Source organism: Bacillus sp. FSL M8-0350, assembly GCF_038593345.1.
Lineage (GTDB): Bacteria > Bacillota > Bacilli > Bacillales > Bacillaceae > Bacillus > Bacillus safensis.
This window is the reverse complement of the sequence record NZ_CP151985.1, coordinates 2,092,019-2,114,022: the sequence shown is the minus strand read 5'-3', so window position 1 is coordinate 2,114,022 and position 22,004 is coordinate 2,092,019. Positions and strand designations below refer to the sequence as shown.

The following is a 22,004-nucleotide window of genomic DNA, read 5'->3' as shown; positions in this document are numbered from 1 at the left end:
ATCAGAAAAAGGAGGGACATCATCGTTTGAAGGCTCGTTTGATTTTGATTGTGATGTCTCTAGCTTTTGTTCTTTCTGCATGTTCCGCGCAAGAGGCTGGCATAAAGGATAAACTAGAAGACACACCAAAAGTAAAAGAACATATTACCATCGCAGCGGTTGGAGATTCCTTAACAGAAGGAATCGGAGATCAAGATAAAAAAGGCTATGCAGGCATGACCCGTGACAAGATAGAAGCAGTGGACGGCGTGCAGTCTGTCACATTAAAAAACTATGCCATTAAAGGCAGTAGAACAGTAGATTTATTAAAAAGATTAAAAGAAAAAAAGGTGCAGGACGGACTGAAAGACGCTGACTATATTTTCTTTACGATCGGCGGGAATGATCTCATGCATGTTGTCCGTCAAAATGTGCTTAATTTGACTTTTGCTCCTTTTCAAAAAGAGCAGGGTCCTTTTGAAGAGCGCTTTAAAACCATTCTTGCTCAACTGAGAGAACAGAATGCTCATGCGAAAATCATGTATGTCAGCATGTACAATCCTTTTAAATTCAGTTTGTCTGAGCTGCGAGATATTGATGAAGTCGTTCAAGACTGGAATGCCGCTGCCAAAAAGGAACTCAAAAAAGACGGCAATGCGGATATGGTCAATGTAGCAGATTTATTTGAAGAAGGTTCTGATGAAAAATTACTGGCAGAAGATGATTTCCACCCAAACCAAAAGGGGTACTCTCTTATGGCAAATCGTTTATTCTCCGAAGTGAAAAAAGAAGGACTGCCGAAGGAATAGGGTGAAACAGATGAAAAAATGGAAAAGCTTATTTTTTATTTTACTTGCAATCAATCTATTGATTGTGATTGGCTGCGGTATTTTGATGCTGCTGCCAGGCGGTCAATCCGCTTCAACCAAAGAAGTGAAAAGCGAATATGCTTTTAATATATCCAGCTCAAAGGAATCACTCACCAGCTTTGTGAATGATTATTTGAAAAATCAAGGATCAAATGATATGCCAGACTTTCATGTAGCAATCGATCAAGATGTGAAAGTAACAGGCGCAATTAAAGCTTTCTCTTCAACGATTGATGCAAACGTCTCATTTACGCCAACTGTTGAAGATAATGGTGATGTGCTTTTGAAGGTGGATGACTTTTCAATTGGACAATTGAGCATTCCGATTAGTTTTGTTTTAAGCTACATGGGTCAGTTCTATGAGCTGCCAGAGTTCGTTCATGTAAAACCGGATCAAAAAACGGTTGAAGTGCGTCTTTCAGAAATGCCGCTGACGAATGATATGTATGTGAAAGCAAATAAAATTGATCTGCAGAACGATGAAATTGAATTCTCATATTATCATTCAAAGCAATAGAACGTGTGAGTCAGGAGTGAAATCATGAAGCGAGTCTATCAATATTTTAGTTTACTGTCGTTTTTATTTGCTGCGTACTTTGGCATAACAGCTGCCAATGCTTTAAAAGCAGAAAATATCGATCAGTTTTACTTAAATATTGCCTACTGTGCATTATTTCTAGGCACGATGATTCTTGCTTTTGATTTTCAAAAGCAAGAAAAAGCTGAAGATGTCTCGTAAGGAGCCTTTTCCACTTTAGGAAAGGCTCTTTTTTATAATTGCCGAGACAAGACCACCTTTGCCATAAGTTCAGGATCTCCGTTAGCAAAACCATGAAGCAGAATCAGGTATGCACGCTTTGTTTGCAGATGAACTTTTGGGATATCAAGCAGTACACTTTGAGTGCCGGCGGCTTTCAATTCAAAATGATATTTGTTCGGGGAGAAATGATGAATGTGGGTGCTGTTTACATAATCAAGCTCCTTCGATATAACCCCATGGTCTCGTTCGTATATATCTATAGAAGGAAGGTCCGGAGACAGCTGTACAAATGTAAGTGCTGACAGGTCTTCTTGTTTGATCAAAGTAGCCTGCTGCTCAGTCAAGAGTGCAAAGCCTGCACGGGCACCTGTGATACATAATGTGTAGACCTCGCCGCTCTTAAATCGAATGCGGGAATGAAGAATTCTCTCATTTGTAGCCAGTTTGAACACTTCTATTTCATACATTCCCTCATCCCACTCCATATAAGCGGTCAAATGGCTGTAAGGCATTGGTTTCATTATCTGCTTCCGGTTCACATAAACAGCGAGCTCACTGAGATCTGGTGCAGCGTGAAATAATCGAATAAAGGCTTTTGATGAAGGGCTGCTTTGAAGATGCTCGTAGGTGTCAGCGAATGGCCGATATGGAAAGTCATGATAAAAGAGCTGCTGCATGTCATCAATCCCTTCTTTCTCATGCAATGGTGTTTTTTGTAGCGTATGCATGAAAAAGACGATCTGTATAGGCAAAAGAAGCATAGAAAAAAGCCTGACGTTTTCCGTCAGGCCGGCATGTTAAGAAGGAGAAGAATATTGATGATATTCAGCTAGTTTAATGAACGTTTTTTCATCCTCAATTAAACCACAAACACCGCACTGGACTTTCATTTGAGGACCTTGATAGCTCAAGTGAAAAGGAGACAGCTGTTCTCCTTCGTATCTTTCAACAACTGCTCCTGTTGCTGGATCAAGCTTTACAGGTTCTGAAAGCTGCTCAATGAGATTAAAGCGCGTTCTGTTTGTTTTACAGTTTGGACAAAGATAAGGGCTTGTCATGGTTTGTTCCACCTCTTTTTATCCGTAGCATGTCCTGAGCGCTAAAATCTATGCTTAATCCTTTTGACTTTTATCCAGCTTTTTAAATAATTTGATCATGGTTTTTAGTTCTTCGTCATCAAATGATTCAAATCGCTCCATAAAGTATTCGGTTTTCTTTTTCTCAAAATGCTCAGTAATTTCCTTACCCTTATCGGTTAAGTGGATTTTGATGATGCGGCGGTCCTCTTTTGAGCGGATACGGGTGATCCAGCCTTTTTCTACGAGTGTGTCAGTCACAGCGGTAATATGACTTGCTGACACTCCAAGAATGGAAGCGAATTCCGTTACTTTTTTTGCACCTTGCTCACGGAGCAGATTTAAAATAAGAAATTCATTCCGAGATAATTCGTTTTCGAGCAGGCTGTTAATTTCATAACGGATCTGCTTAAATACGGTTCTCAGTAAAGTGTCCATTTCGTACATCATTTGTTTTCTTTGTTCCAATCATTAAACCCCCATTATATTTTAAAGATACGACAGAATGCTTTCTTTTATTTTAGGTATACAAGTCGTATCATTTTCATTATTTTTTATCATGTTATAATATGATGATACCATTTTTTAAATGAAGGGGGCACTAATATGTCTGAAAAACAAGAATTAGCCACATTTGCAGGAGGCTGCTTCTGGTGTATGGTTAAACCTTTTGATGAACAGCCGGGCATTATCAAAGTTGAATCAGGGTATACTGGCGGACATACAGTGAATCCGACCTATGAGGAAGTATGTACAAATACAACGGGGCATAGAGAAGCGGTTCAAATCACGTTTGATCCTGACGTGTTCCCGTATGAGAAGCTGCTAGAGCTGTATTGGCAGCAAATAGACCCAACAGACGATGGCGGGCAATTTGGCGATAGAGGGGAATCTTACCGTACAGGTATTTATGTTCATCATGACGAGCAGCGAAAGCTAGCAGAAGCATCGAAAGAGCAGCTGAGCCAAAGCGGGATTTTCAAAAAGCCAATCGTTACAGAAATTTTAGACGCAGGTCCTTTTTATCCAGCAGAGGAATATCATCAGCATTATTATAAGAAAAACAAAATGCACTACGAACGATATCATGTCGGTTCGGGCAGAGCCGGTTTTATTGAGTCCCATTGGAGTGATAAATAATGGCAAATGAAAAAGAAAAGCGTATAAAAGAATTAAACCGCATGCAGTACGAAGTCACGCAAAATAATGGCACGGAGCCGCCATTTCAAAATGAATTTTGGGATCATAAAGAAGAAGGTATCTATGTGGATATCATTTCAGGAAAGCCGCTTTTTTCTTCTTTAGATAAGTTTGATGCCCACTGCGGATGGCCAAGTTTTACAAAACCGCTTGAAGAGGAAGAAGTAGCAGAGAAGGTTGATACGAGTCATGGAATGGTGCGGACAGAGGTTCGCAGTAAAACAGCTGATTCTCATCTAGGTCATGTTTTCCCTGATGGCCCAGGGCCAAACGGTCTTCGGTATTGTATTAACTCAGCCGCTTTAAAGTTTATCCCAAAGGATGATCTTGAAAAAGAAGGCTACGGGAATTTGAAACATCTATTTGATTAATCCATCTAAAAATCGTCACATGGAAAGCAGCTGCTTCCGTGTGACGATTTTTTATTTTTTATGATGTGTATGATGTAATTGTTCAATGATGTGGAACAGCTTTTCTTTTGTAATGAGCGGTGCTTCTTTTGAGGTGTAATTCGTTAAGTCGACTTTTTGAAAGGCAGGGTGCAAATGTGGTCTTGGTAAAATGGCATAAAATTGTTCATGTTCAAACAGTGCATCTGCTTCGTGCGGGAATGTGAGCTCCTCGTGAAGCTTTTCGCCAGGTCTTTTTCCGACTACAAGAATATCCGGAGATTTAGCATTGATTTGAGCGGCATATTCATGAAACGCTTTTAGGAGATCGGCAAGCTGTAAGGACTCCATCTTGAGAATGAAGGTTTCGCCGCCTTTCATCATGATTGCTGCTTGAAGTGTGAGGGAAACAGCCTCTTCAATGGACATAAAAAAACGTGTCATATGAGGATCAGTCACGGTCAAAGGTTTTTCATTTAATAGCTGCTGGAGCATGATCGGAATAACGGAACCTCTAGATCCAAGCACATTGCCAAAGCGTACAGAGCAAAACCTCGTTTTTTGATTCGGAATACTTTCGTTTGCTTGGAAAAATAGTTTTTCTGAAATCAATTTTGTTGCACCCATGGCATTCGTTGGAGAAACCGCTTTGTCAGTTTATCAAGATACTTAATTAACTACACTCGGAATTCGCAAAACCGGATAAATATTGAACTTAGCAGGGATGGGGCCTCGTCTTTTCTCTGTCATTTCTAATACTATAAAGTCAAAAATGGATCTCAACTTTTCATTTTTTAATCCTCTACTTTTAGATTCTTTATAAAATTTAACTACATCTGATATGTTAACCCTAAATTCATTAACATCTTTCTCTTTAACTTCAAATGTCATGCTAAGTTCTTGTTTCAATTTTTTAATGTCAGCTATTTCTTTTTCAATAGCTGCTTTCCTTTGCAAAAACATTTCATCTGTATAAATTCCAGATTCAAATTTTTCAAAAATAAATGTCAATTTGTTTTCGAGCTCTTTCTGTTTTTGGTTTGCTTGTACTAGCATTTGCTCACTTGTCTTTTCTGAATTGTTAGTTTCTGCTGCTTCCATAGATTTTTCAATTATAGCCTTTAGCCTATTATTTTCTAAAGAAATCAACTGCTCAAGATACTCCAAAATTGCTTCTTCAACATACTCATATCTTACTGATGTGCACTTGTTGATTTTACAAATCAATAACTTCACGTGAAAGTAGCTGGAAGTCCCATCCTTGTTTTCCCTATTATATTCGGATTCAAATTTTTGAAGTGATTTTCCACAGACAGAGCATACACATATTCCCGCTAATTCATTAGGTTCATAAGATGTTACGACTGGAAGCAGAGGCACTTTATTTTTAATCTTTTCTTGAACAGCTTCAAAGTCCTCTTTATTTATTATTGGTTCGTGGGCATCATCTACAACAATATGTTCACTTTCAGGTCGGAAGACTTTTTTTCCATCTTTTGTGGTTTCTCTTGCTTTATACCTAACCCTTCCCATATAGGCTTCATTTTGAAGAATTTTTCTAACAGTGTCCTTACTCCATCTTTTTCCTCCCCTTGGGGTAGTGAATTGAAGTTTAGAAAGATGAGTTGCAATAGCTGTATAACTTAAATCTTTACCATCAAGGCCATTTAAGAAAATGTCAAATATCAACTTTACCACAACTTTGTCTTCATCCGATGGTTCGAGGCGAGATGTACGCTTATTTAATTTATAGCCAAATGGTGCTAAACCAGAAATCCATTTTCCTTGTGCAGCATAAGTAAACTTGGCACCATTCATTCTTTCTCTTGTCATTTCAAATTCTTCTCTAGCCATAAATAGTTCAAATCTAATTTGACGAGCATCAACAGGATTTCTTGGATCATATATTTTATATGGTGTAATTATGATAATCCTTTTTTCATTTAGAAGATTGACGATTTCACCAGCATCACTGTAACTACCACGACTAAGACGAGTTATTTCTTTTACAGCAATTGCTTGAAATTTTCCAGACCTCAGATCAGCTAAGCAACTTTTAAACACTGGTCTTCCTTCAATGCTTTCACCAGAACCGATCTCAGTTCTTGTTTCGTACGGTATTTCAATCCCAGTCAATATTTTATTCATAAGTTCTTTTTGTTCTGTCAAAGTATCTTCACCAGTACGCTTCTCTCTTTCAACATCTTGTCTAGAACGTCTCAAATAGCCAATAATTTTAGTCACATTATAGGAATTGACAATGTGTTTTAATTCCAATAAAAAAGCACCTCTTCTCATTATAAACGGTTAAACCGTATTTTGATAAAATGATTGTATTATATATTTATTACAAAAACAACAAAATCTTTCCTTGTCCGTCTATTGCAAAACATTCTACATAAAACATATCTTTCATTCTAAGTACACCAATTTCAATAAAAGCTGAACCTTTGATATAATAAGCATATATCTAAAATACATTAATAAGTAAGGTGTATGTGATGCGTAATAAACACATCCTTGAAGATAATAGAAAGAAAAATCCATTTAAACAAAAAGATAGTGCTTCCAATAAGACTGAACTTATACAAAAAATGAGGGCTATACAAAAAAGTCATGAAACTGTTGATCAAGAAAAAAATGAAAAGTCTGACGTAGATTATAAAAAACTTTATAAAGAGCAAAAGAAGTTAAACGAAAAATTACAAAAAGAGTTAAGTCAAATATCTGAACAAGCTAAAAGGGACAAGAAAGAACTCTCAAACAAAAACAATAAATTAAAAGATGCTCATAGAATGCAACATTCTCTAATTGAAGAAATAAATTCTTTGAAAAACGGAGAATCTGATTTAATCAAAAAATATGAAGAAAGAATCGCTCAAGCACACCAGGATATCGAACTGCTAAATGAAAAATTGGATGAAGAAGTTTTAAAGTCAAAACAGTTCAGGACTTATGAAAAGCGATACAAATGGAGTCTAAATACAATAAACCAATTAAAGGACAACCTAAATCAATTGAAGGGAACTGCTGAACAGCTTGAAGAACGATTGGTTGAAAAAACTAAGGGGATGAAGACGCTAGAGTCTAAAATTCATAAAAAGGATGAGAAAATCGAGTACTATAAATCCTTTTATGATAAATTCTATGAGAATCAAAGTTTGATTGATCCAGAACAAATGTTGAATGATTTGTATGAACGAATGGATGAAAACAACTACAACAGGTTCAAGTCAGTTTCTAAGCTGGTGAAAAAATATCGCTCTTTGAGCAAGTTTTACAGCTTTTCTCAAACTGAAAGAGTGAATGTGTTTGGCTACTTAATAAAATACGAGGGTGGCTATCAATTAGCAAGCACTCATGGAGAAACATATCAAATTCGTATTCATATAGAAGAATCCTCAGATGAATCAGGTAAGCCTGCGAGAGGAATACTAAACGATGACGGGACTGTAGACATTGTTTTAACATACGAAGATGAGACTACTTTTAAAACAGATGAGGAAACACACAGAGTAAGAAGAAAAAAGAGCATTTCTACAGAAAGCGCCGTTGAACATGTCTATATCGGGAATTTTAAGGTTTTAATTATTAGTAGCAGGGATGGTAAAAAATTTACAGATCGATTGAGATTGCATGGATTACAAGCTGAGTGGATGGATGGTTTCAATAAATTAAAAGAAACTAAAAATATGATGATCAGTGCTGACATAGTATTAGCTTGTGCTGATAGTGCTTCTCACGACATAATATACCATGTTACTAATCAAGGTAATGACCCTAAGTATCAAGTTTTGTTTAATCCAAATGAAGATACTATAGTAACTCGCACTATTTATGCAAAACACCAATTGAAATTATAGTGTTGGGAAGAGGTAATGATAATGGAAAAGAGCTTTAAATTTAAAAAATACGGCATTAATATAGAAATGGGAATGAAGCTGAACAAGGGAGAACCTGAAGTTCACCAATTAAATGAATTAATACAAGTGGATGGAAAATCATTTAGAGTAAGCAGGGTATACAAAACCATGGCTAATGAGTTTATGCATGTTAAAAATGACTACGTTCTTACATTTGAATTAGAAGAAGAGAGAATGAGCCTTACACCTGGAGATTTCAAGTTGAAAGATGATGAAGGAAAAGTGTATCCCTATTACTTCGCAAATAAAGATGATGAATTTTTCTTGGTCGACAAAAAGACAAATAAATTGCATTTTGATGTTAAAGTAAGAGATAGGTATTACTTATTGTATTCTCCAAATTTCGGAGAAAAAGAAATAGTAGTTGAAATCGATAGTTTTTAAAAGATGTAGGATGCGGATAAGCATCCTTTTTTGTTTCAATTAAAAGCCTCTGTTCAAAATGCACTTTATTGATTGCGCATGAACAATAAACTTGTAAAGCATCTCGATTGCGGTATACCGAAAACTTTCAAAATAAGCCACTCAACTTTACATATGTTGTAAATATCATGTTAAAATTATACAAAGGAATTGTTTACAAGGGGGTAACGGGATGACAAGGTTAATTGCCTCTCAGGAGGTCGGAAACATGTTGAACACTTGGAATCTTGCCATACAAAAAGGGGATTTATCAGCAGCTATTGAAATGCAAGATGACATAGATAAGGCAATTGAATCAATGGAAGAAAATCAAGATATTCTTTTGTACTATCAACTATTGAGCTTTAGACTTAAACTAAAACTTCAGAATATTAGCAGAAATTTAGACAAGCCGTTCTTTGAGAGAAACGCTCCTGACGAAAAAGAAGAAAAAACAAATAAACTCATGTCATATTACTTCTATTTCTATAATGGGATATATCATGACTACTTACAAGATTATGATAAGGCACTAAGCTACTTCAGAATAGCTGAGAAAAAGTTGGCTTATGTTGATGATGAGATAGAAAAAGCTGAATTTCATTATAAATTAGCTGTTCTTTTTTATGATTTGAAAATGACTTTCCTATCTAAATATCATGCTCAAATCGCTTCTGATACTTTTAATGCTCATGAAACTTATGTCAAAAGACAAATCAACTGTAGGTTACTTCATGCCTTAAACTTAATAGATCAATTTAAATACGATGATGCAAGCGACCTCTTAAATGAAGCAGAGGAAATGATTAAGAAAATAGACGATAATCACTTAATCATACACCTGTATTACAATATGGGATTTTTGGAAAGCAAAAAAGGCAATTACTCAAGTGCTGCTGAACTATATAGGCGCACCTTAAGCTACAGAGAAATCGAAAAAAATGATTTATTGAAATTGAGATGCTTGTACGAATTATCTAGAGTTGAAATATCAACTCAAAGTAAAGAAGCAATAGAATTAATCGATCGTGGTTATAGCTTGTCTGAACAAGTTGATCATGAAATTTTTAAGATTAAATTTAAATTATTGAAAGAGCTTGTTTGTGATGTTGCTGAGAGCCAAATAAATAATATCAGTACCTTATGCTCAGATCTTGAAAGAAAAGGTGTATGGGTTGATTTAGAGGAAATCTTGGTTGATGTGGCGAAATATTTAGAGGAAAAAGGTTTGTTGCAACAATCATTGAAATACTATAAAAGAGCCTTACATGCAAGTCAATTTGTAGGAAAAGGAGTGAATTAAATGAAAAAGTCTTTTTTTATTCCATTATCAATAGCTGTGGTAGCATTAGGTACACTTTTCTTTACAAATGGTTTCATTCAACCTCAACATGATGATGTCCAAACCGTCGCATCAAGAGGGAGCTCTGGAGGATAATTGGTTAAAAAACGATAAAGTGGATTAAAGTGTCAGACTCCTTATGGTATTCTAGTAAAAGAATATTCCATAAAAGGAGTCTTTTTGTTATGAAAATATTAGACGCCCCCTCCCTTATATCGGCTGTTGAGAAAAGGTCAAAGGCATATGAACAGCTTCGGGAAGAAATAACAGATTTGAAAAAGGCATTACAAGGTGTTGCCAATCTCGGTGATGAATTTACTGGAAAAGGTGCAGACAATATCAAAGCCTTTTATGAGGATCTTGCGCTTTACACAGACACTTATCTTGATTTTATTGATATGCAAAAAGCTTTTTTAGATGGGGTAAAAGGAAAGCTTGATGATGAATCGTTAGGCGGGAGTACATTTATTGATGAGCATTTCTTAGACGCTCAACTGAAACAAGGGATTCAGAATAATAAAGATATGGTCAAGGAACAAAAAGAAGCCCTATCCACTATTTTTGATGACATCAGTGATCTCATAGAACTGAATGTATTTTCAAGTAAAGAGGTCAATGAACATTTAGACGATGCGAATAAAAAAAGGAAAGAGGCAATTGATGCTGTACATAAATTAGATCATGCCCTAAAAACTGAATACGAAAAATCAGAAGCGATTGAGAAACATCTTGCAACCTTTTATGCAAAAATGATGGCTGCTACAGGAAAAGGGAAAAATGCGCAGCCCATCTATTACGATTCAAAAGCATTTCATGAGACAGATGTGTACAAGAATCATGATAAAATCGATGCACAGGTGAAAGCATATTTAAAATTGAAAAAAGAAGAAAAAGAGAAACGAAGAATCAAAGAATTGAAAGAAAAACTCAACGATCCTTCGTGTATATCAGAGGAAAAATACTTTGAGATTGTAGACGAAATTGGATATGAAAATCTTTCCTACGATCAAAAAATATATTACAGCCAGCTTCTCCAGATCAAAGCGCAGGAAGAAGCATCAGAGGGGTTCGTTGATGTTGTAAAAGGTGCAGCAGTTGGGCTATATGATGTGGCCAAAGATACAGTAGTTGGCATCTATGATCTTGTGACAGATCCTGGAGGTGCCGTTGAGTCGGTCGTAACGGCTGTTTCACATCCAATTGAAACATCGAAAGCGATTGGAAAGTCGATTTCAGACTCATTCCAAAAAGAAGTCATCGATGGTGATGCATATTCTCGATCCCACTGGTTCGCCTATGCAACTGGTTCTCTAGCAGAAATCGTCTTTGGTTCTAAAGGGGCAGGTGCCATTACAAAAACGGGGACAACAGCAGCCAAAACGACGGTGAAGAAAGGCCTTGAGCAAGGAGCAAAATCATTAGACAGAGTTTCTATTCCGAATCTATTGCCATACTCACCAAAGTTTCAAATGGCTGGCGGCCCGAAGCTGCCGTATAACGTGTTTGACGGAGAAAATCTCAAAAATAAACTCCTCTCTATGGCAAAGCGCCTGGACAATCAACCTGTATATGGAATCTCTAAAACAGGCAGACGATTACCAGCACCCAAATCGCCACCAGCCGTTGTGAAATACGGAGATCATTATGTGAGATGGAAACGTAAAAAAGTGCTAAAACCTAATGTTGTCTATTCAACCAAACAAGGTTACACCTACACAACCGATCACTACGGACGTATTGTCAAAGTCGAAGCAAGTGATTTAAAATACGGAGAGGTCAAAAGAAACCAGTACGCTCAGTCAAATTCAGGAAAGCCAGATCGATTACTAGATGATGACGGAGGTCACTTGATTGCAACTATTTTTAAAGGTTCAGGTGATATTGATAACCTACTTCCGATGAATTCACAAATTAATCGTAGTGGCGGGAAATGGTATCAGATGGAACAAGAGTGGTTAGCTGCATTGAAAGAAGTTCCTCCTGAGAAAGTATCTGTTTCAATAGAGCCCGTTTATAAAAGTGATTCATTGAGACCAGAACGTTTTATTGTAGAATTTAAAATAGGTGATGACGAATTACAAAGATCAATTATTAAAAATCAAAAAGGTGGATAAACAATGGAAATAGAGAAACTAGATTCCCTGTATGGTGAAATTGCAGAAACTGTTAATGAGATGATACCAAAAGAGTGGGACGAAGTCTGTTTATATGCCGAAATATTAGACGACTCTGCAGAGATTAATTTTTATTACAGATTAAAGGGAGAAACGGCATATCATTACTCGCATAATATACCTGAAGATCATCATGTGAGTAAGTCAATTTATAACGAGTTTTTAATAAAATTACATGATTTATTTGAAGAGCTACAACAAGCACATGAATTAATTAATCCTGAAAAATGGACAAATTTAACTATGAAGTTAGATGCGAATGGAAAATTCTCTTTAGATTTAAATTATGAAGATGTATTGAATCAAGAAATTAACGGATCTCAAAGAAGAGCAATATGGGCATACGAAAATTTAGGGATATATCCAAAAAGAAAGTCAGTTAGAGAGTTTCTGGATCAATATATTAAAAACAAAGGATAAAAGTAACAACTAACTACCGCCCTCCATTAAAGGAGGGTTTTTTATTAAAATAGGCATATGATTCAGGAAAAAGTAGACTGACTGTTTTGACTGGCTTAATAAAAATGTGTCACATATTGATGCTCCATCAGCCTTAAGAGAAGGATATTAAAAAACACCCAGTAAGGGGTGTCTTAGTTTGAATTAACTATAGAACGTAAAGCATCATCATATTCTTCTAAATCATAACCTGGATGAGCTTTTAGCATTGTATATTTAACTGTTTTATCAGGATTGTTTAAAAAGTATTCAGCAAGCCTAATAAGCGCAGCACGAATATCTTGCTCGTTGATATCATTAAAATCAAAGTATTCACATTCACCGAACCTTGCTTTATAAAGACAAATTTTACTGAATTCAATATCATCGAAAGGAAGGCTTTCTGATACGCCATAGTTATGCTCTATTTCTTTTAAAAGTTGATTAAGAAGGAAGTAACCAGTCAGCTGAAGAACATCCGCAGACTTGTATCCCACATCTTTAACCACTTTGAAATCATAAAGTACATCATCAACTAGAATATCTGCATCTGCACCATCAACCAATAGGGAAGCAATACCAAAGTGAGGATTGAAGACCACTTTGCTGTCTGTTTTAACAAATCCACTGCTAATGAATTTTTCTTCAAATGTCTTCATTAATCCAGTGAGCTCATCAATTAGCGTGTCCTTTCTCTGTATATAGAAAATATCAGTCTCTCTAACACCTGACAGTACATTAGCTCTAGAATATCTCTCCAAGTTCGCAAGTTTTAAAGCTGTCTCACAAACCTCGTTGTTTAATGACTGTTCGCCTTTAATAAAGGTATCAATGTCTTTTTGGATAGTTGAATAATATTTATCTTCTAAACTATTATCTCCAGTGAATTTTTGCAATTTTTTAAGACCGTTATAGGCAACTAGTTCTTTAAAGCTCATCTCTAGATTTATTATTTGGGCTATTCTAAACCTTGCCAAGTAATCAAAGGCAGTCCCTATTAAACTTGCATCAGATGGTTTCTCCAATGTATAAGGTACTAACGTTTCATACTCTTTAGAAAAGGGATTTTTCCCACTTGCAGTTTTGAAATCTTTCTTTTTAGGCGCAATAGCAGCAATTATTTCTTTGAATTGTGGTACTTTGCTTAAGTTCGATGTAAGTGACATTGTTAACCTCCTAATTGTTATACATAAATTGTAACAGAAGGATAGAATTTGTATACCAATATTTACATCGAACAAAAGTTCTTGAAACGGATTGATAAAGAACGTTTGTTCTGTTACTATTTAATCATTCAAGAAGGAGTGATTAAATGCTTAGAGACAGAGGCACAATCAAATGGACAGCGATGATGTTACCTGAGCATGTTGCACGACTTAAACACGATCTAGCAGAAACGAAAAAAACAGATAAGCCAATTATAGATGAACAACAAGCAGAAGAATTTGAATCAATAATCGCCTATGCAATGAGTGTTAACAAGCCGTTGAATTTTTCAATTTTTGATTTGGGAGTTGTCAATCAACTAAAAGGTTTTACACAATACATCAACTACGAAAAGAAAATGCTACATATAAAGGATTTATCAGATGATATTCACTTTGTTTTATTAGATGACATAGTGGGTGTTTCTTATGATTGATTACACCAAGTTTCCACGTCACAAGATACTCTGCGTTGATATGAAATCCTTTTACGCATCCATTTCAGCAGTTATGATGGGCTTAGATCCTCTTGAGTGTTACTTGGCTGTTGTAGGTAACACAGAGAGGCAGGGGAGTGTGGTGTTAGCTGCAAGTCCAAAACTCAAACAAGATTTTAAGATTAAGACAGGATCAAGGTTATTTGAAATTCCAGATGATCCAAGAATCCATATTGTAAACCCTAAAATGGATACCTTTATAAACGTTTCAACTAAAATCACTCAATTGTTTTATCGTTACGTTCCAGAATGTGATGTTCACACTTATTCCATAGACGAATCCTTTTTAAAAGTTGATGGTGTTATGAGAATGTGGAACAGTGTTGAAGAGATTGCTGAACATATCCAAGATGCCATCATGCGAGAATTTGGCTTACCTTGTACAATTGGAATTGGTGATAATATGCTGATCAGCAAACTTGCTTTGGATTTAGAAAGTAAGAAAGCACCGAACGGTATAGTTAGATGGAGATATGAAGACATTCCACAAAAGCTATGGCCAGTCAAACCTATCTCTAAAATGTGGGGGATTGGTAAACGAATGGAACAAAATTTGAATCGAATGGGCATATTCACAGTTGGTGCATTAGCTAAGTATTCACTAGAAACCTTAGAAAAGAAATTCGGAGTAATGGGGAACCAGATGTATCACCATGCGTGGGGGATTGATTTGTCTGAAATAGGTGCTCCAGTATTACAGGGACAAGTGAGCTTTGGAAAGAGTCAAATCTTACTCAGAGACTATACATCTAAAGACGAAATAAAAGCTGTCATCTTGGAAATATGTGAAGAGGTTGCTAAGAGAACTAGGGATCACAACAAAGTGGGAAGAACAATCAGTTTGGGTATAGGCTACAGCAAAGAGGAATATGGTGGAGGGTTTCACAGGAGTAAAACAATTGAAAGTCCAACCAATATCACTATGGACATATATAAGACATGTATGGAGTTGTTTAACACCTTTTATCAACATAAAACAGTTAGAAGCATTTCCGTTACTCTAAGTAAAGTTGAAGAGGATTTAAATCAGCAGCTGACTTTATTTGATGAAAGTGGATTAGAGAAAAAAAGACAGCTTGGTTTTGTGATGGATGGCATTAGAAATAAATACGGTTCAAAAGCGTTGTTGAGGGCAGTTTCATACACTAAAGGCGGTACAGCATTATATAGAGCTGGTTTAACAGGTGGTCATCAAAGTTAATGTTGAAATAAAAATTGGATTGAGATAAAATTAGATGAGGTCTTCTAATTTGAAGACGGAGGAAAAACAAAAAATGGCCCAACTGGACCATTCTTCAGACTAGATGAACTTACAATTGCTTGATTAAGATCAGCAAATTAATTAGGAGGTTTGCTGATGCTATTATTAAAAACAAGCATGTTGTAATTTTCATCATTTTATTCACCTCCTTTGAGGAGGAATGAGCTTGGGCTAGTGTAATAGCCTAGGCTAAACAAAAACAGATATCTCCACAACTGTCCACGTTCATGAGATGTCTGTTTTTGCAACTAGAAAGAAGCCAGGATGTTGGCGCATCCCGGCAATGTACAATGAGGCCTACAAGAGGGCTGGCTTAGTAAAGAAGGAGATAGGTCATCCCAATGATCTTACCAGGAACAAGGGATGCCTATTTTTTGTTTATCTAAAAAAATGAAAAAAATACCCCTGCTCAAACGAGAAGGGGCTTTGTTGTTCACTGAACTCTAATTGCAATAAATTTTGAAATAAATGAAGAATAAACTGTTGATGTTCCAGGAGTTGTTTCAAAAACTTTGTATATTTTTTCTTCATTTTTAATTAAGTCTCCATTAACAAGTCCATCTGTAGAACCGAACGAGAAAACTTCAGGTATCGTACCCTTTAATCCTTCGCTCGTACTCCCATAAAACATATTACTCATCAATATTTTTTCACCGATTTTATTCTTACTGCCTAAACCTAAGTAGGTCAAGCTAGTGATTGGCGCATTTACTGAATAATCATTTTTGATGTCAGTTAAATATAATCTTCTGCCACTTCCAATGCTGCTTGATGCAAATACACATGAGCACCATTCATGCTCATCAGCGAAAGCTACTGGAAAACCTATGTAATTCAATGTAGATGGCAGTGCAAGCGACAGAGAATAGTCAGTCAAGAAGATAAGTCTGTCCTTATTGCAGTTATAATAAAGTTCGATTGGCTGATTAGGAAGAATTTCTGATTGATAAGTTATCGCTACAGCTTTCCATGTGTCACTATTTTTTGAAAATGTTCCAGTAACACCAGAAGATCCAGGTAGATACTTTCCTGATAATCGCATTGAGAAAAATCGTGAGCTTGAATTTGAAAATGATGTAGATGATCCAGCAATTGTACTAGCAATATCCCTCATCTGGAAATGAATTTCCTTCTTTCCATCTTCACCGTTCGAAAACATTACATCATAGTCAGTTGATGGACGACTAGAAATATTCTGCCATCCTGATTCAAGCATGATTTGCTTCAACTTGCTGTATAAATCTTTCTTTAAAACAGTTATTTTATTGAAAATTGTATCAGACATTAATTCTTCATCCCCTTAGTCCAACTGTGCTCTAATGGTGTTTGTCTAGGGGCATTCGCGGTTGTTCCACCTAAAACGAATCCTTTTCTAATATCAGTTTTTTTCTTAGCTGATTTAATTGCAAAGGGATCCGAAACAATGATCTGTTTTTCGAAATTCGAGTCCCTTAACCCCACAACAGGCGTAGGTGAAACAATCTTGACTTTAGTATATGATGGCTTCCTCTGGCCATATAGAGTTGAGCTCATTACAAATCCTTTTAGCTTATCCATTATTCCACCTCAATTCCAATGTAGTTTGAAGGGAAAGAGGTTGTTCTATTAGTTGTGTAGTAAGTATTGAACACCCTATATTTTTTCTTTGTAATAGAGTCGATGTAAACATCTCCATCTAACAGACCAGTATCTTTTATGGCATATAGTCCATCTAAATAGCCTCTCACACCTTCTAGGGAGTCACCAAAAGCAATTGGACTGATAAACATAGTGCCAAAAATGTTGGTTAGGTTATCGCTCATAAAGGTACTTGTTAAATAAGAAGCTGCTTGAGGATAATCTGCTTGATCGTCTATTAATGCTTTTCCAGTAGTCAACGGGTTAGCTGAAGTAGCATAAAGACAATTTACATTCTTAGCTGTTTTACCATAAATAGTAGGCTTCCCAAAATAGCATATGCTGGCATTCGATCTCAAGATAATAGGAGGGGCGACAGCAAAAATTATCCTATCCCTATTTACTGAGTAATACAAAGTCAAATCAGTTTCTGGGTTAAGTGTTGCAGCAGTTGTTATAAAAACAATGTTCCAAGCTTCATTTCTTTTGAAGGTTCCAGGACTCATTGGGGTAGTTGAAGGGGTATACTCCTTACATAGTCTGAAGGAAAAGTAGGCGTAATCCGTTGATGAAAAATTTGTTGAAGCAGAAGGGGAAGTAACTGCACTACCGAATGGCCTGATGTTAAAATAGATGCTTTCTTTACCAGACTCACCTGTAGAATACATGACATCAAAATCTGTGCTTGGATTCGATGTAACATTAGTCCATCCAGCACCGATTAATAAGGATATAATACGGTTATACAGATTCTTTTTCTTAATGGTTTCCTTCTTGAATACGCCCATAATTAATATCCTGTGACTTCGATTGCTAAAGCAGCAGAACCAAATGTATTACTGGAAAATACGCCTGGAACAACAACGAAGTATTGTCTTGAACCGTCTTCTATAATGCTTCCATGCAACACATTATCATTTGGCAATCCATAAATTCCAGTGAGTTTACCACGAGTCCCTTCACTTGTGTTTCCATAATAGAATTCGGAAAGCATGTATAAGCCTTGAGTATTTGGATTCTTTGGTGAAAGATTCACTATGATTGGTCTAACTGTAGCACTTGTTGCTGGAGCAATGTTGACTGGTGAATTTGAGATAATCAGGTTGCTTACAGCATCAGCTCTTGAAGTTGTTGCAAAAATTAATCCTCTGCTATCTGGTTCATCTGCATAAATTTCATCAGGAATACCAATGTAATTTAGAACACTTCCGATTCCTGTTGCGGAAGGACTTTCAATGACTATAATCAATCTATTTTTGTTAACGTTAAGACGATAAGTCATCGTAGTGTCTTTCGACAGTGTGCCTGAACTAGGAGATACCATGAAATACTTCCACGGTTCACTTGGTCTACCTACTGTCCCTGCAACCCCATTTGAACCAGGAGTGTATGTTTCAATTAATCTTAACGAGGCTGCGCAATAATCAGTTGAGATTATTGAGTTTTTGTCTGTGGTATCAGTTGCTCTCATCTGAAATACAAGTTTTTTATCTCCTGATTCTCCAGTAGAATAAAAGACATCATAATCAGAAGTGGCGTTAGAAGATTTGTTTTCCCAACCAGCATTAATTAAAGAGTTTTTAATCACTGAGTAGAGGTCGCTCTTAAGACAAGTCCCTGTTGTAAATATGTATCCCATAAATAACCTCCTATAGTAAGTTTGTTGTTTTGATTTTTAGTGTTACTAGAGCATTGTTCTGACTGTGATTGATCAATTGAACATGTATTTTCTGCGTTCCATCTTTATCTTGACAAGGAATGTTAGCGATATCGTAGATTGAATTAGATTTCAAACTCTGATAAACAACGTCACCATTTGAAGATTTGTCAAAAACAGACACGGAAATTAAATTCTTGTTCTCATCTTTTGCGTAAATGGTTCTAATATCATATTTATCAAACCATGCATCTAGTGAGAGTGTTTTTGTTTCACTTGGCAGCAATGCAACAGTATCATTAATCTCGTTTAAAGTAGGCACTCCACCTCGTCCTCCTGACATTGCAATAAAAACAATATGGTCTTCAACAGGGATTTCTTTAATAAATTCAATAGATTTATTCGATTTTTCAATGTAATCCATCTGTTTTGATTGAAGAACACCGTTTTTGTAAACCATCATTGTGTCATTGTTGTTTTCGTATTCTGGTACATTAAACAACTTAGCTGGGGCAGAACGTTCATTGGGCAATGATTCATAACGATATTTAATCCCGCCACTGTTAATTGATGTGATAGTGATCTTCTTGCCAGTTTCATCTACTGCCAGCTTCGTATATCCTCCAGCAATCAATTCATAGTTCCCTGTAATTTTCTTCATGCCTACAAACACTGAACTGCTTTCAACAGATACGTAATTAAGTCTTTCAGTGCCTTCGTTATATGCGAGAACTTTATTGTTTCCGATACCAGATTCATCAACTAAAACTGTGCCTACTAGAGCAGGATCGTGCAGGTTAGTATGAGTATGATTAGTATTAGACTTGAAATTTAACGAGTCATTAATTTTATCGCTTGACCATGTAGACACCTTATCAACGTTATTGTCATTAATAGTAATTGATTGGCCATTCGCTATGCTTGAAACTCTTCCCTTATCATCGACAGTGACTGTGGGATTAATGTAAGTTCCAGCTTCAACGCCATTTTTAATTAGTTGGGGGAGAGAAGCTGAACCTGTTAAGTCACCACTCAGTGTAATTCCGCCCTTAACTGTTGATGTGGCATCATTTATGGAAGAAGCACCTCCAGCATAAACCCAAACATCTCCACTGTAGATGTACTGAGTTTTACTTCCACTGTGATTCGAATCACTCTTAATGAAAATCCAATATCCACGTTGAGGAGAAGGGAAAGCTTGCATTGCAGCTGAATATGTATCAAATTCACCTTTAAACTGAACTCCTGTAGTGATCCCATTAATCTGATCCTGGATATTGCCTGTTACGCCTAATAGGCTATTAATTTCATCGATTGATACAACTTGGCCAGAGAGTGATTTTGCGAAATCGACAATATCATCGCCATCAGCATCATATATTAATTTTTGCATATCTCCTGAAGCAACTTTTGAGTTGCCATACATCAGGTTGCCGTTTTGCTCAGTAAATTTATCAATCACTTGCTTGTTGCTGTGTACATGACTTTTTATCTCAAGTTGATCAATAGAATCATTAACTGTTCTGATGTCTTCTGCTGTAGTTTTTAACCTATTTTCGACATTGCCTGTTAACCCTTGTAAGTAAGCAATCTCTTTAGGTTTAACATTTCCAATGGAAGTTGTTTCAGGTAATTGGACTACGCCCTCAAATACAGGACTATCAACAGGAGCTTTTTTGAAGTCCATTTCCTCAATAGCTGTTTGTACGGTATCAGATTCAATTGAATCAGTAGGGGTGAACGCGACCGAAGAAGCGTCACCGCCTGATCCACCACCTTGCGGAGCATCAACAAATATTAGCCCAGTACCACTTGGATTTATCTTAATCCACTTGTTCGCATACCCTTCATACGAAGCAGGCGTGTCTATCAGGTCAAGAAAACTTAATTCTGTATCACCGACAGATGACCCACTAACAAGCTCAAATTTTCCATTTTTATAAATATAGAGAGTTGGCTTATTAGATTGGGATTCATCATTTAAAACAGCGTAGATAGCGCCTTCTAGTCCGTTTGAGAGCTTTGCTTTACTTTCAACAACCAGGATTGCCTCTTTGCCAGCTAAGTGTTGTATGGTCTGTAAGATTAAATTCAAATTATCACCTCATTTCTATCCAAAACATCTCACCATGATCTCGAATAAATTCGTATCAACGAGGTTATTAAAGGTTATTTTGTTTTTATCAGTTTTTACATAAGAGGAAGGGGAGCACTCAACTCCTCCAACGATAACTGAAAGTTGATCTTTAGTTGGGTCGTAATCTGGAACTTCAATAAACGAGACCATTCGCTCGTTCTCGTCAGGCGTATATTCAAAAGACCATTTCAGTGATATTCCGTTGTTTAATCTGGGATTAAAAAAACTCATGTGTGAGCACCAGCAAAGTTATACTGAATCCCTTTTTCTTTGATTACAAAGCTAAAGATAGGAGTGTCAATATGATCCATTGAAAAGCCATCCCCAGACCTGATGAAAATGGGCTCTCCGTGATTTATAGAAACAGTGCAATCTTGGTCATTGCGAAATTGAAATTTATAAAACTGTGTCGGTCTATTCGAACCTTTTGATTCTGGAGGGACAATATCGAAGTTCTCAATGTTTGTTGACTCTAGTTTTAAAGAGCCTTTGTATCCAGATCCTAATCGCATAATTTAACCTCCATTAAAAATGAAAAAAAGAGAGGGATTACCCCTCTCACATTTGTTTAATCATATCTTTTAAAACTTGAAGAAATGCTTTAGCATCTTCTTTTTCCATCCTTAAAATGTCTTCGTTGCCCAAGCCTTCAGAGAGTGAAATCTTGAGAACGGGGAAGATAGCTGGCTCACTTTCTTCATCAGCTTGGGGAACTTCAACTTCGTCTAACAACAGAGTTAGAACTTTTTCCTCACCCTCAGCATTAATTTGAGCTTCGCTGAATTTATTTGGGTATGGCGAATACTTAATGTTGACTGTATTCATTATTTTCTAGGCTCGTCATATTCTAAAGCTTGATCACTGTCAGATACACCTCTAGTAGTAGGGTCATCCACAATACCGACAATGGATAAGAATGTGAGAAGTGCATTAAATTTCACAGTTAGATCATCGCCAAACCCTGTTAAGTCATAACCGAATGCTTCAGCGATCATTTGAACGAATAAAAGGGTGGCTGAGAGGATTGACACCCAAAATGTTTTCTTTTTTAAACGTACTTTCCAGTTGATTTTCATTA

The 22,004-nt window shown here is 36.4% G+C and carries 25 protein-coding genes and 2 pseudogenes; 13 read left to right on the top strand and 14 right to left on the bottom strand.

Going from position 1 to position 22,004, the window contains the following annotated elements; translation table 11 throughout:
- Nucleotides 1-26: 26 nt before the first annotated feature.
- Genes NSS80_RS10930 through ypmT form a run of 3 tightly spaced genes read left to right on the top strand, consistent with a single transcriptional unit; the run spans nt 27 to nt 1,587 of the window.
- On the top strand, nt 27-788 hold the full coding sequence (locus tag NSS80_RS10930; RefSeq protein ID WP_224426673.1) for an SGNH/GDSL hydrolase family protein: 762 nt from the start codon (nt 27-29) through the stop codon (nt 786-788).
- 10 nt (nt 789-798) lie between these two features.
- A complete protein-coding gene (locus tag NSS80_RS10925; protein WP_317221988.1) occupies nt 799-1,365 on the top strand; it encodes a YpmS family protein in 567 nt (188 codons plus the stop codon).
- Nucleotides 1,366-1,389: 24 nt separating this feature from the next.
- On the top strand, nt 1,390-1,587 hold the full coding sequence (ypmT, locus tag NSS80_RS10920; RefSeq protein WP_024422723.1) for a protein YpmT: 198 nt from the start codon (nt 1,390-1,392) through the stop codon (nt 1,585-1,587).
- 32 nt (nt 1,588-1,619) lie between these two features.
- On the opposite strand, the gene NSS80_RS10915 is transcribed toward ypmT, so the two are convergent.
- From NSS80_RS10915 to NSS80_RS10905, 3 genes are all read right to left on the bottom strand, one after another.
- Nucleotides 1,620-2,336 (bottom strand): DUF4397 domain-containing protein, encoded by a 717-nt coding sequence (locus tag NSS80_RS10915; protein WP_235046713.1) that lies wholly within the window; start codon nt 2,334-2,336, stop codon nt 1,620-1,622.
- 69 nt (nt 2,337-2,405) lie between these two features.
- Nucleotides 2,406-2,666 (bottom strand): hypothetical protein, encoded by a 261-nt coding sequence (locus NSS80_RS10910; RefSeq protein ID WP_024422721.1) that lies wholly within the window; start codon nt 2,664-2,666, stop codon nt 2,406-2,408.
- Between the two features lie 54 nt (nt 2,667-2,720).
- Nucleotides 2,721-3,152, bottom strand: a complete 432-nt coding sequence (locus NSS80_RS10905) for a MarR family transcriptional regulator (protein ID WP_007500780.1) — start codon at nt 3,150-3,152, stop codon at nt 2,721-2,723.
- Nucleotides 3,153-3,290: 138 nt separating this feature from the next.
- On the opposite strand from NSS80_RS10905, the gene msrA reads away from it, so the two are divergent.
- Entirely contained in the window at nt 3,291-3,824 is a 534-nt protein-coding gene (gene msrA, locus NSS80_RS10900) for a peptide-methionine (S)-S-oxide reductase MsrA (protein ID WP_024422720.1), read from the top strand.
- A complete protein-coding gene (gene msrB / locus NSS80_RS10895) occupies nt 3,824-4,255 on the top strand; it encodes a peptide-methionine (R)-S-oxide reductase MsrB (RefSeq protein ID WP_061109260.1) in 432 nt (143 codons plus the stop codon). The genes msrA and msrB overlap by 1 nt, the downstream gene beginning before the upstream one ends.
- A gap of 51 nt (nt 4,256-4,306) precedes the next feature.
- Here the strand turns inward: msrB and NSS80_RS10890 are convergent.
- Both NSS80_RS10890 and NSS80_RS10885 read right to left on the bottom strand, forming a co-directional pair.
- A pseudogene (locus tag NSS80_RS10890) lies at nt 4,307-4,954 on the bottom strand (polysaccharide biosynthesis protein); the annotation flags it as partial.
- 714 nt (nt 4,955-5,668) lie between these two features.
- Nucleotides 5,669-6,571, bottom strand: a pseudogene (locus NSS80_RS10885) (recombinase family protein); the annotation flags it as partial.
- 203 nt (nt 6,572-6,774) lie between these two features.
- Between NSS80_RS10885 and NSS80_RS10880 the strand changes: the two are divergent.
- From NSS80_RS10880 to NSS80_RS10855, 6 genes are all read left to right on the top strand, one after another.
- Entirely contained in the window at nt 6,775-8,136 is a 1,362-nt protein-coding gene (locus NSS80_RS10880; RefSeq protein ID WP_342498312.1) for a hypothetical protein, read from the top strand.
- Between the two features lie 21 nt (nt 8,137-8,157).
- Nucleotides 8,158-8,580, top strand: coding sequence for a hypothetical protein (locus NSS80_RS10875; protein ID WP_342498311.1), 423 nt, complete (start codon nt 8,158-8,160; stop codon nt 8,578-8,580).
- Between the two features lie 211 nt (nt 8,581-8,791).
- Complete coding sequence (locus NSS80_RS10870) at nt 8,792-9,901, top strand: Rap family tetratricopeptide repeat protein (RefSeq protein WP_342498310.1); 1,110 nt, start codon at nt 8,792-8,794, stop codon at nt 9,899-9,901.
- Nucleotides 9,902-10,036, top strand: a complete 135-nt coding sequence (locus NSS80_RS10865) for a hypothetical protein (RefSeq protein ID WP_254966822.1) — start codon at nt 9,902-9,904, stop codon at nt 10,034-10,036.
- An 89-nt stretch (nt 10,037-10,125) separates the two neighbouring features.
- Nucleotides 10,126-12,054: a T7SS effector LXG polymorphic toxin gene (locus tag NSS80_RS10860; RefSeq protein WP_342498309.1), complete on the top strand. Its 1,929-nt coding sequence runs from the start codon at nt 10,126-10,128 to the stop codon at nt 12,052-12,054.
- Nucleotides 12,055-12,057: 3 nt separating this feature from the next.
- Nucleotides 12,058-12,534 (top strand): immunity protein YezG family protein, encoded by a 477-nt coding sequence (locus NSS80_RS10855; RefSeq protein WP_342498308.1) that lies wholly within the window; start codon nt 12,058-12,060, stop codon nt 12,532-12,534.
- Nucleotides 12,535-12,707: 173 nt separating this feature from the next.
- On the opposite strand, the gene NSS80_RS10850 is transcribed toward NSS80_RS10855, so the two are convergent.
- Nucleotides 12,708-13,718 (bottom strand): hypothetical protein, encoded by a 1,011-nt coding sequence (locus tag NSS80_RS10850; protein WP_342498307.1) that lies wholly within the window; start codon nt 13,716-13,718, stop codon nt 12,708-12,710.
- A 146-nt stretch (nt 13,719-13,864) separates the two neighbouring features.
- On the opposite strand from NSS80_RS10850, the gene NSS80_RS10845 reads away from it, so the two are divergent.
- On the top strand, nt 13,865-14,194 hold the full coding sequence (locus NSS80_RS10845; RefSeq protein ID WP_342498306.1) for a YolD-like family protein: 330 nt from the start codon (nt 13,865-13,867) through the stop codon (nt 14,192-14,194).
- Nucleotides 14,187-15,455: a UV damage repair protein UvrX gene (locus NSS80_RS10840; RefSeq protein WP_342498305.1), complete on the top strand. Its 1,269-nt coding sequence runs from the start codon at nt 14,187-14,189 to the stop codon at nt 15,453-15,455. The genes NSS80_RS10845 and NSS80_RS10840 overlap by 8 nt, the downstream gene beginning before the upstream one ends.
- Before the next feature lie 493 nt (nt 15,456-15,948).
- Here the strand turns inward: NSS80_RS10840 and NSS80_RS10835 are convergent, their stop codons facing one another.
- The 8 genes from NSS80_RS10835 to NSS80_RS10800 all read right to left on the bottom strand — a co-directional run bounded on the left by NSS80_RS10835 (nt 15,949) and on the right by NSS80_RS10800 (nt 22,002).
- Complete coding sequence (locus NSS80_RS10835) at nt 15,949-16,800, bottom strand: hypothetical protein (RefSeq protein ID WP_342498304.1); 852 nt, start codon at nt 16,798-16,800, stop codon at nt 15,949-15,951.
- Nucleotides 16,800-17,072 (bottom strand): hypothetical protein, encoded by a 273-nt coding sequence (locus NSS80_RS10830; RefSeq protein WP_342498303.1) that lies wholly within the window; start codon nt 17,070-17,072, stop codon nt 16,800-16,802. The genes NSS80_RS10835 and NSS80_RS10830 overlap by 1 nt, the downstream gene beginning before the upstream one ends.
- Entirely contained in the window at nt 17,072-17,920 is an 849-nt protein-coding gene (locus tag NSS80_RS10825) for a hypothetical protein (RefSeq protein ID WP_342498302.1), read from the bottom strand. The genes NSS80_RS10830 and NSS80_RS10825 overlap by 1 nt, the downstream gene beginning before the upstream one ends.
- Nucleotides 17,921-17,922: 2 nt before the next feature.
- Nucleotides 17,923-18,771 (bottom strand): hypothetical protein, encoded by an 849-nt coding sequence (locus tag NSS80_RS10820; RefSeq protein WP_342498301.1) that lies wholly within the window; start codon nt 18,769-18,771, stop codon nt 17,923-17,925.
- Between the two features lie 10 nt (nt 18,772-18,781).
- The gene (locus tag NSS80_RS10815; protein WP_342498300.1) at nt 18,782-20,884 is read right to left on the bottom strand and encodes a hypothetical protein; all 2,103 of its coding nucleotides are present in this window, start codon (nt 20,882-20,884) and stop codon (nt 18,782-18,784) included.
- Nucleotides 20,885-21,153: 269 nt separating this feature from the next.
- Nucleotides 21,154-21,438, bottom strand: coding sequence for a hypothetical protein (locus NSS80_RS10810; protein WP_169510821.1), 285 nt, complete (start codon nt 21,436-21,438; stop codon nt 21,154-21,156).
- Between the two features lie 46 nt (nt 21,439-21,484).
- Nucleotides 21,485-21,751, bottom strand: a complete 267-nt coding sequence (locus tag NSS80_RS10805; RefSeq protein WP_342498299.1) for a hypothetical protein — start codon at nt 21,749-21,751, stop codon at nt 21,485-21,487.
- Nucleotides 21,751-22,002, bottom strand: coding sequence for a phage holin (locus NSS80_RS10800; RefSeq protein ID WP_342498298.1), 252 nt, complete (start codon nt 22,000-22,002; stop codon nt 21,751-21,753). The genes NSS80_RS10805 and NSS80_RS10800 overlap by 1 nt, the downstream gene beginning before the upstream one ends.
- Nucleotides 22,003-22,004: the final 2 nt, after the last annotated feature.

Bases quoted from the DNA above. Each gene is read 5' to 3' on its own strand.
- NSS80_RS10925 (WP_317221988.1), top strand. From the start codon at position 799: ATGAAAAAATGGAAAAGCTTATTTTTTATTTTACTTGCAATCAATCTA.
- ypmT (WP_024422723.1), top strand. From the start codon at position 1,390: ATGAAGCGAGTCTATCAATATTTTAGTTTACTGTCGTTTTTATTTGCT.
- NSS80_RS10915 (WP_235046713.1), bottom strand. From the start codon at position 2,336: ATGCATACGCTACAAAAAACACCATTGCATGAGAAAGAAGGGATTGAT.
- NSS80_RS10910 (WP_024422721.1), bottom strand. From the start codon at position 2,666: ATGACAAGCCCTTATCTTTGTCCAAACTGTAAAACAAACAGAACGCGC.
- msrA (WP_024422720.1), top strand. From the start codon at position 3,291: ATGTCTGAAAAACAAGAATTAGCCACATTTGCAGGAGGCTGCTTCTGG.
- msrB (WP_061109260.1), top strand. From the start codon at position 3,824: ATGGCAAATGAAAAAGAAAAGCGTATAAAAGAATTAAACCGCATGCAG.
- NSS80_RS10880 (WP_342498312.1), top strand. From the start codon at position 6,775: ATGCGTAATAAACACATCCTTGAAGATAATAGAAAGAAAAATCCATTT.
- NSS80_RS10875 (WP_342498311.1), top strand. From the start codon at position 8,158: ATGGAAAAGAGCTTTAAATTTAAAAAATACGGCATTAATATAGAAATG.
- NSS80_RS10870 (WP_342498310.1), top strand. From the start codon at position 8,792: ATGACAAGGTTAATTGCCTCTCAGGAGGTCGGAAACATGTTGAACACT.
- NSS80_RS10865 (WP_254966822.1), top strand. From the start codon at position 9,902: ATGAAAAAGTCTTTTTTTATTCCATTATCAATAGCTGTGGTAGCATTA.
- NSS80_RS10860 (WP_342498309.1), top strand. From the start codon at position 10,126: ATGAAAATATTAGACGCCCCCTCCCTTATATCGGCTGTTGAGAAAAGG.
- NSS80_RS10855 (WP_342498308.1), top strand. From the start codon at position 12,058: ATGGAAATAGAGAAACTAGATTCCCTGTATGGTGAAATTGCAGAAACT.
- NSS80_RS10850 (WP_342498307.1), bottom strand. From the start codon at position 13,718: ATGTCACTTACATCGAACTTAAGCAAAGTACCACAATTCAAAGAAATA.
- NSS80_RS10845 (WP_342498306.1), top strand. From the start codon at position 13,865: ATGCTTAGAGACAGAGGCACAATCAAATGGACAGCGATGATGTTACCT.
- NSS80_RS10840 (WP_342498305.1), top strand. From the start codon at position 14,187: ATGATTGATTACACCAAGTTTCCACGTCACAAGATACTCTGCGTTGAT.
- NSS80_RS10835 (WP_342498304.1), bottom strand. From the start codon at position 16,800: ATGTCTGATACAATTTTCAATAAAATAACTGTTTTAAAGAAAGATTTA.
- NSS80_RS10830 (WP_342498303.1), bottom strand. From the start codon at position 17,072: ATGGATAAGCTAAAAGGATTTGTAATGAGCTCAACTCTATATGGCCAG.
- NSS80_RS10825 (WP_342498302.1), bottom strand. From the start codon at position 17,920: ATGGGCGTATTCAAGAAGGAAACCATTAAGAAAAAGAATCTGTATAAC.
- NSS80_RS10820 (WP_342498301.1), bottom strand. From the start codon at position 18,771: ATGGGATACATATTTACAACAGGGACTTGTCTTAAGAGCGACCTCTAC.
- NSS80_RS10810 (WP_169510821.1), bottom strand. From the start codon at position 21,438: ATGCGATTAGGATCTGGATACAAAGGCTCTTTAAAACTAGAGTCAACA.
- NSS80_RS10805 (WP_342498299.1), bottom strand. From the start codon at position 21,751: ATGAATACAGTCAACATTAAGTATTCGCCATACCCAAATAAATTCAGC.
- NSS80_RS10800 (WP_342498298.1), bottom strand. From the start codon at position 22,002: ATGAAAATCAACTGGAAAGTACGTTTAAAAAAGAAAACATTTTGGGTG.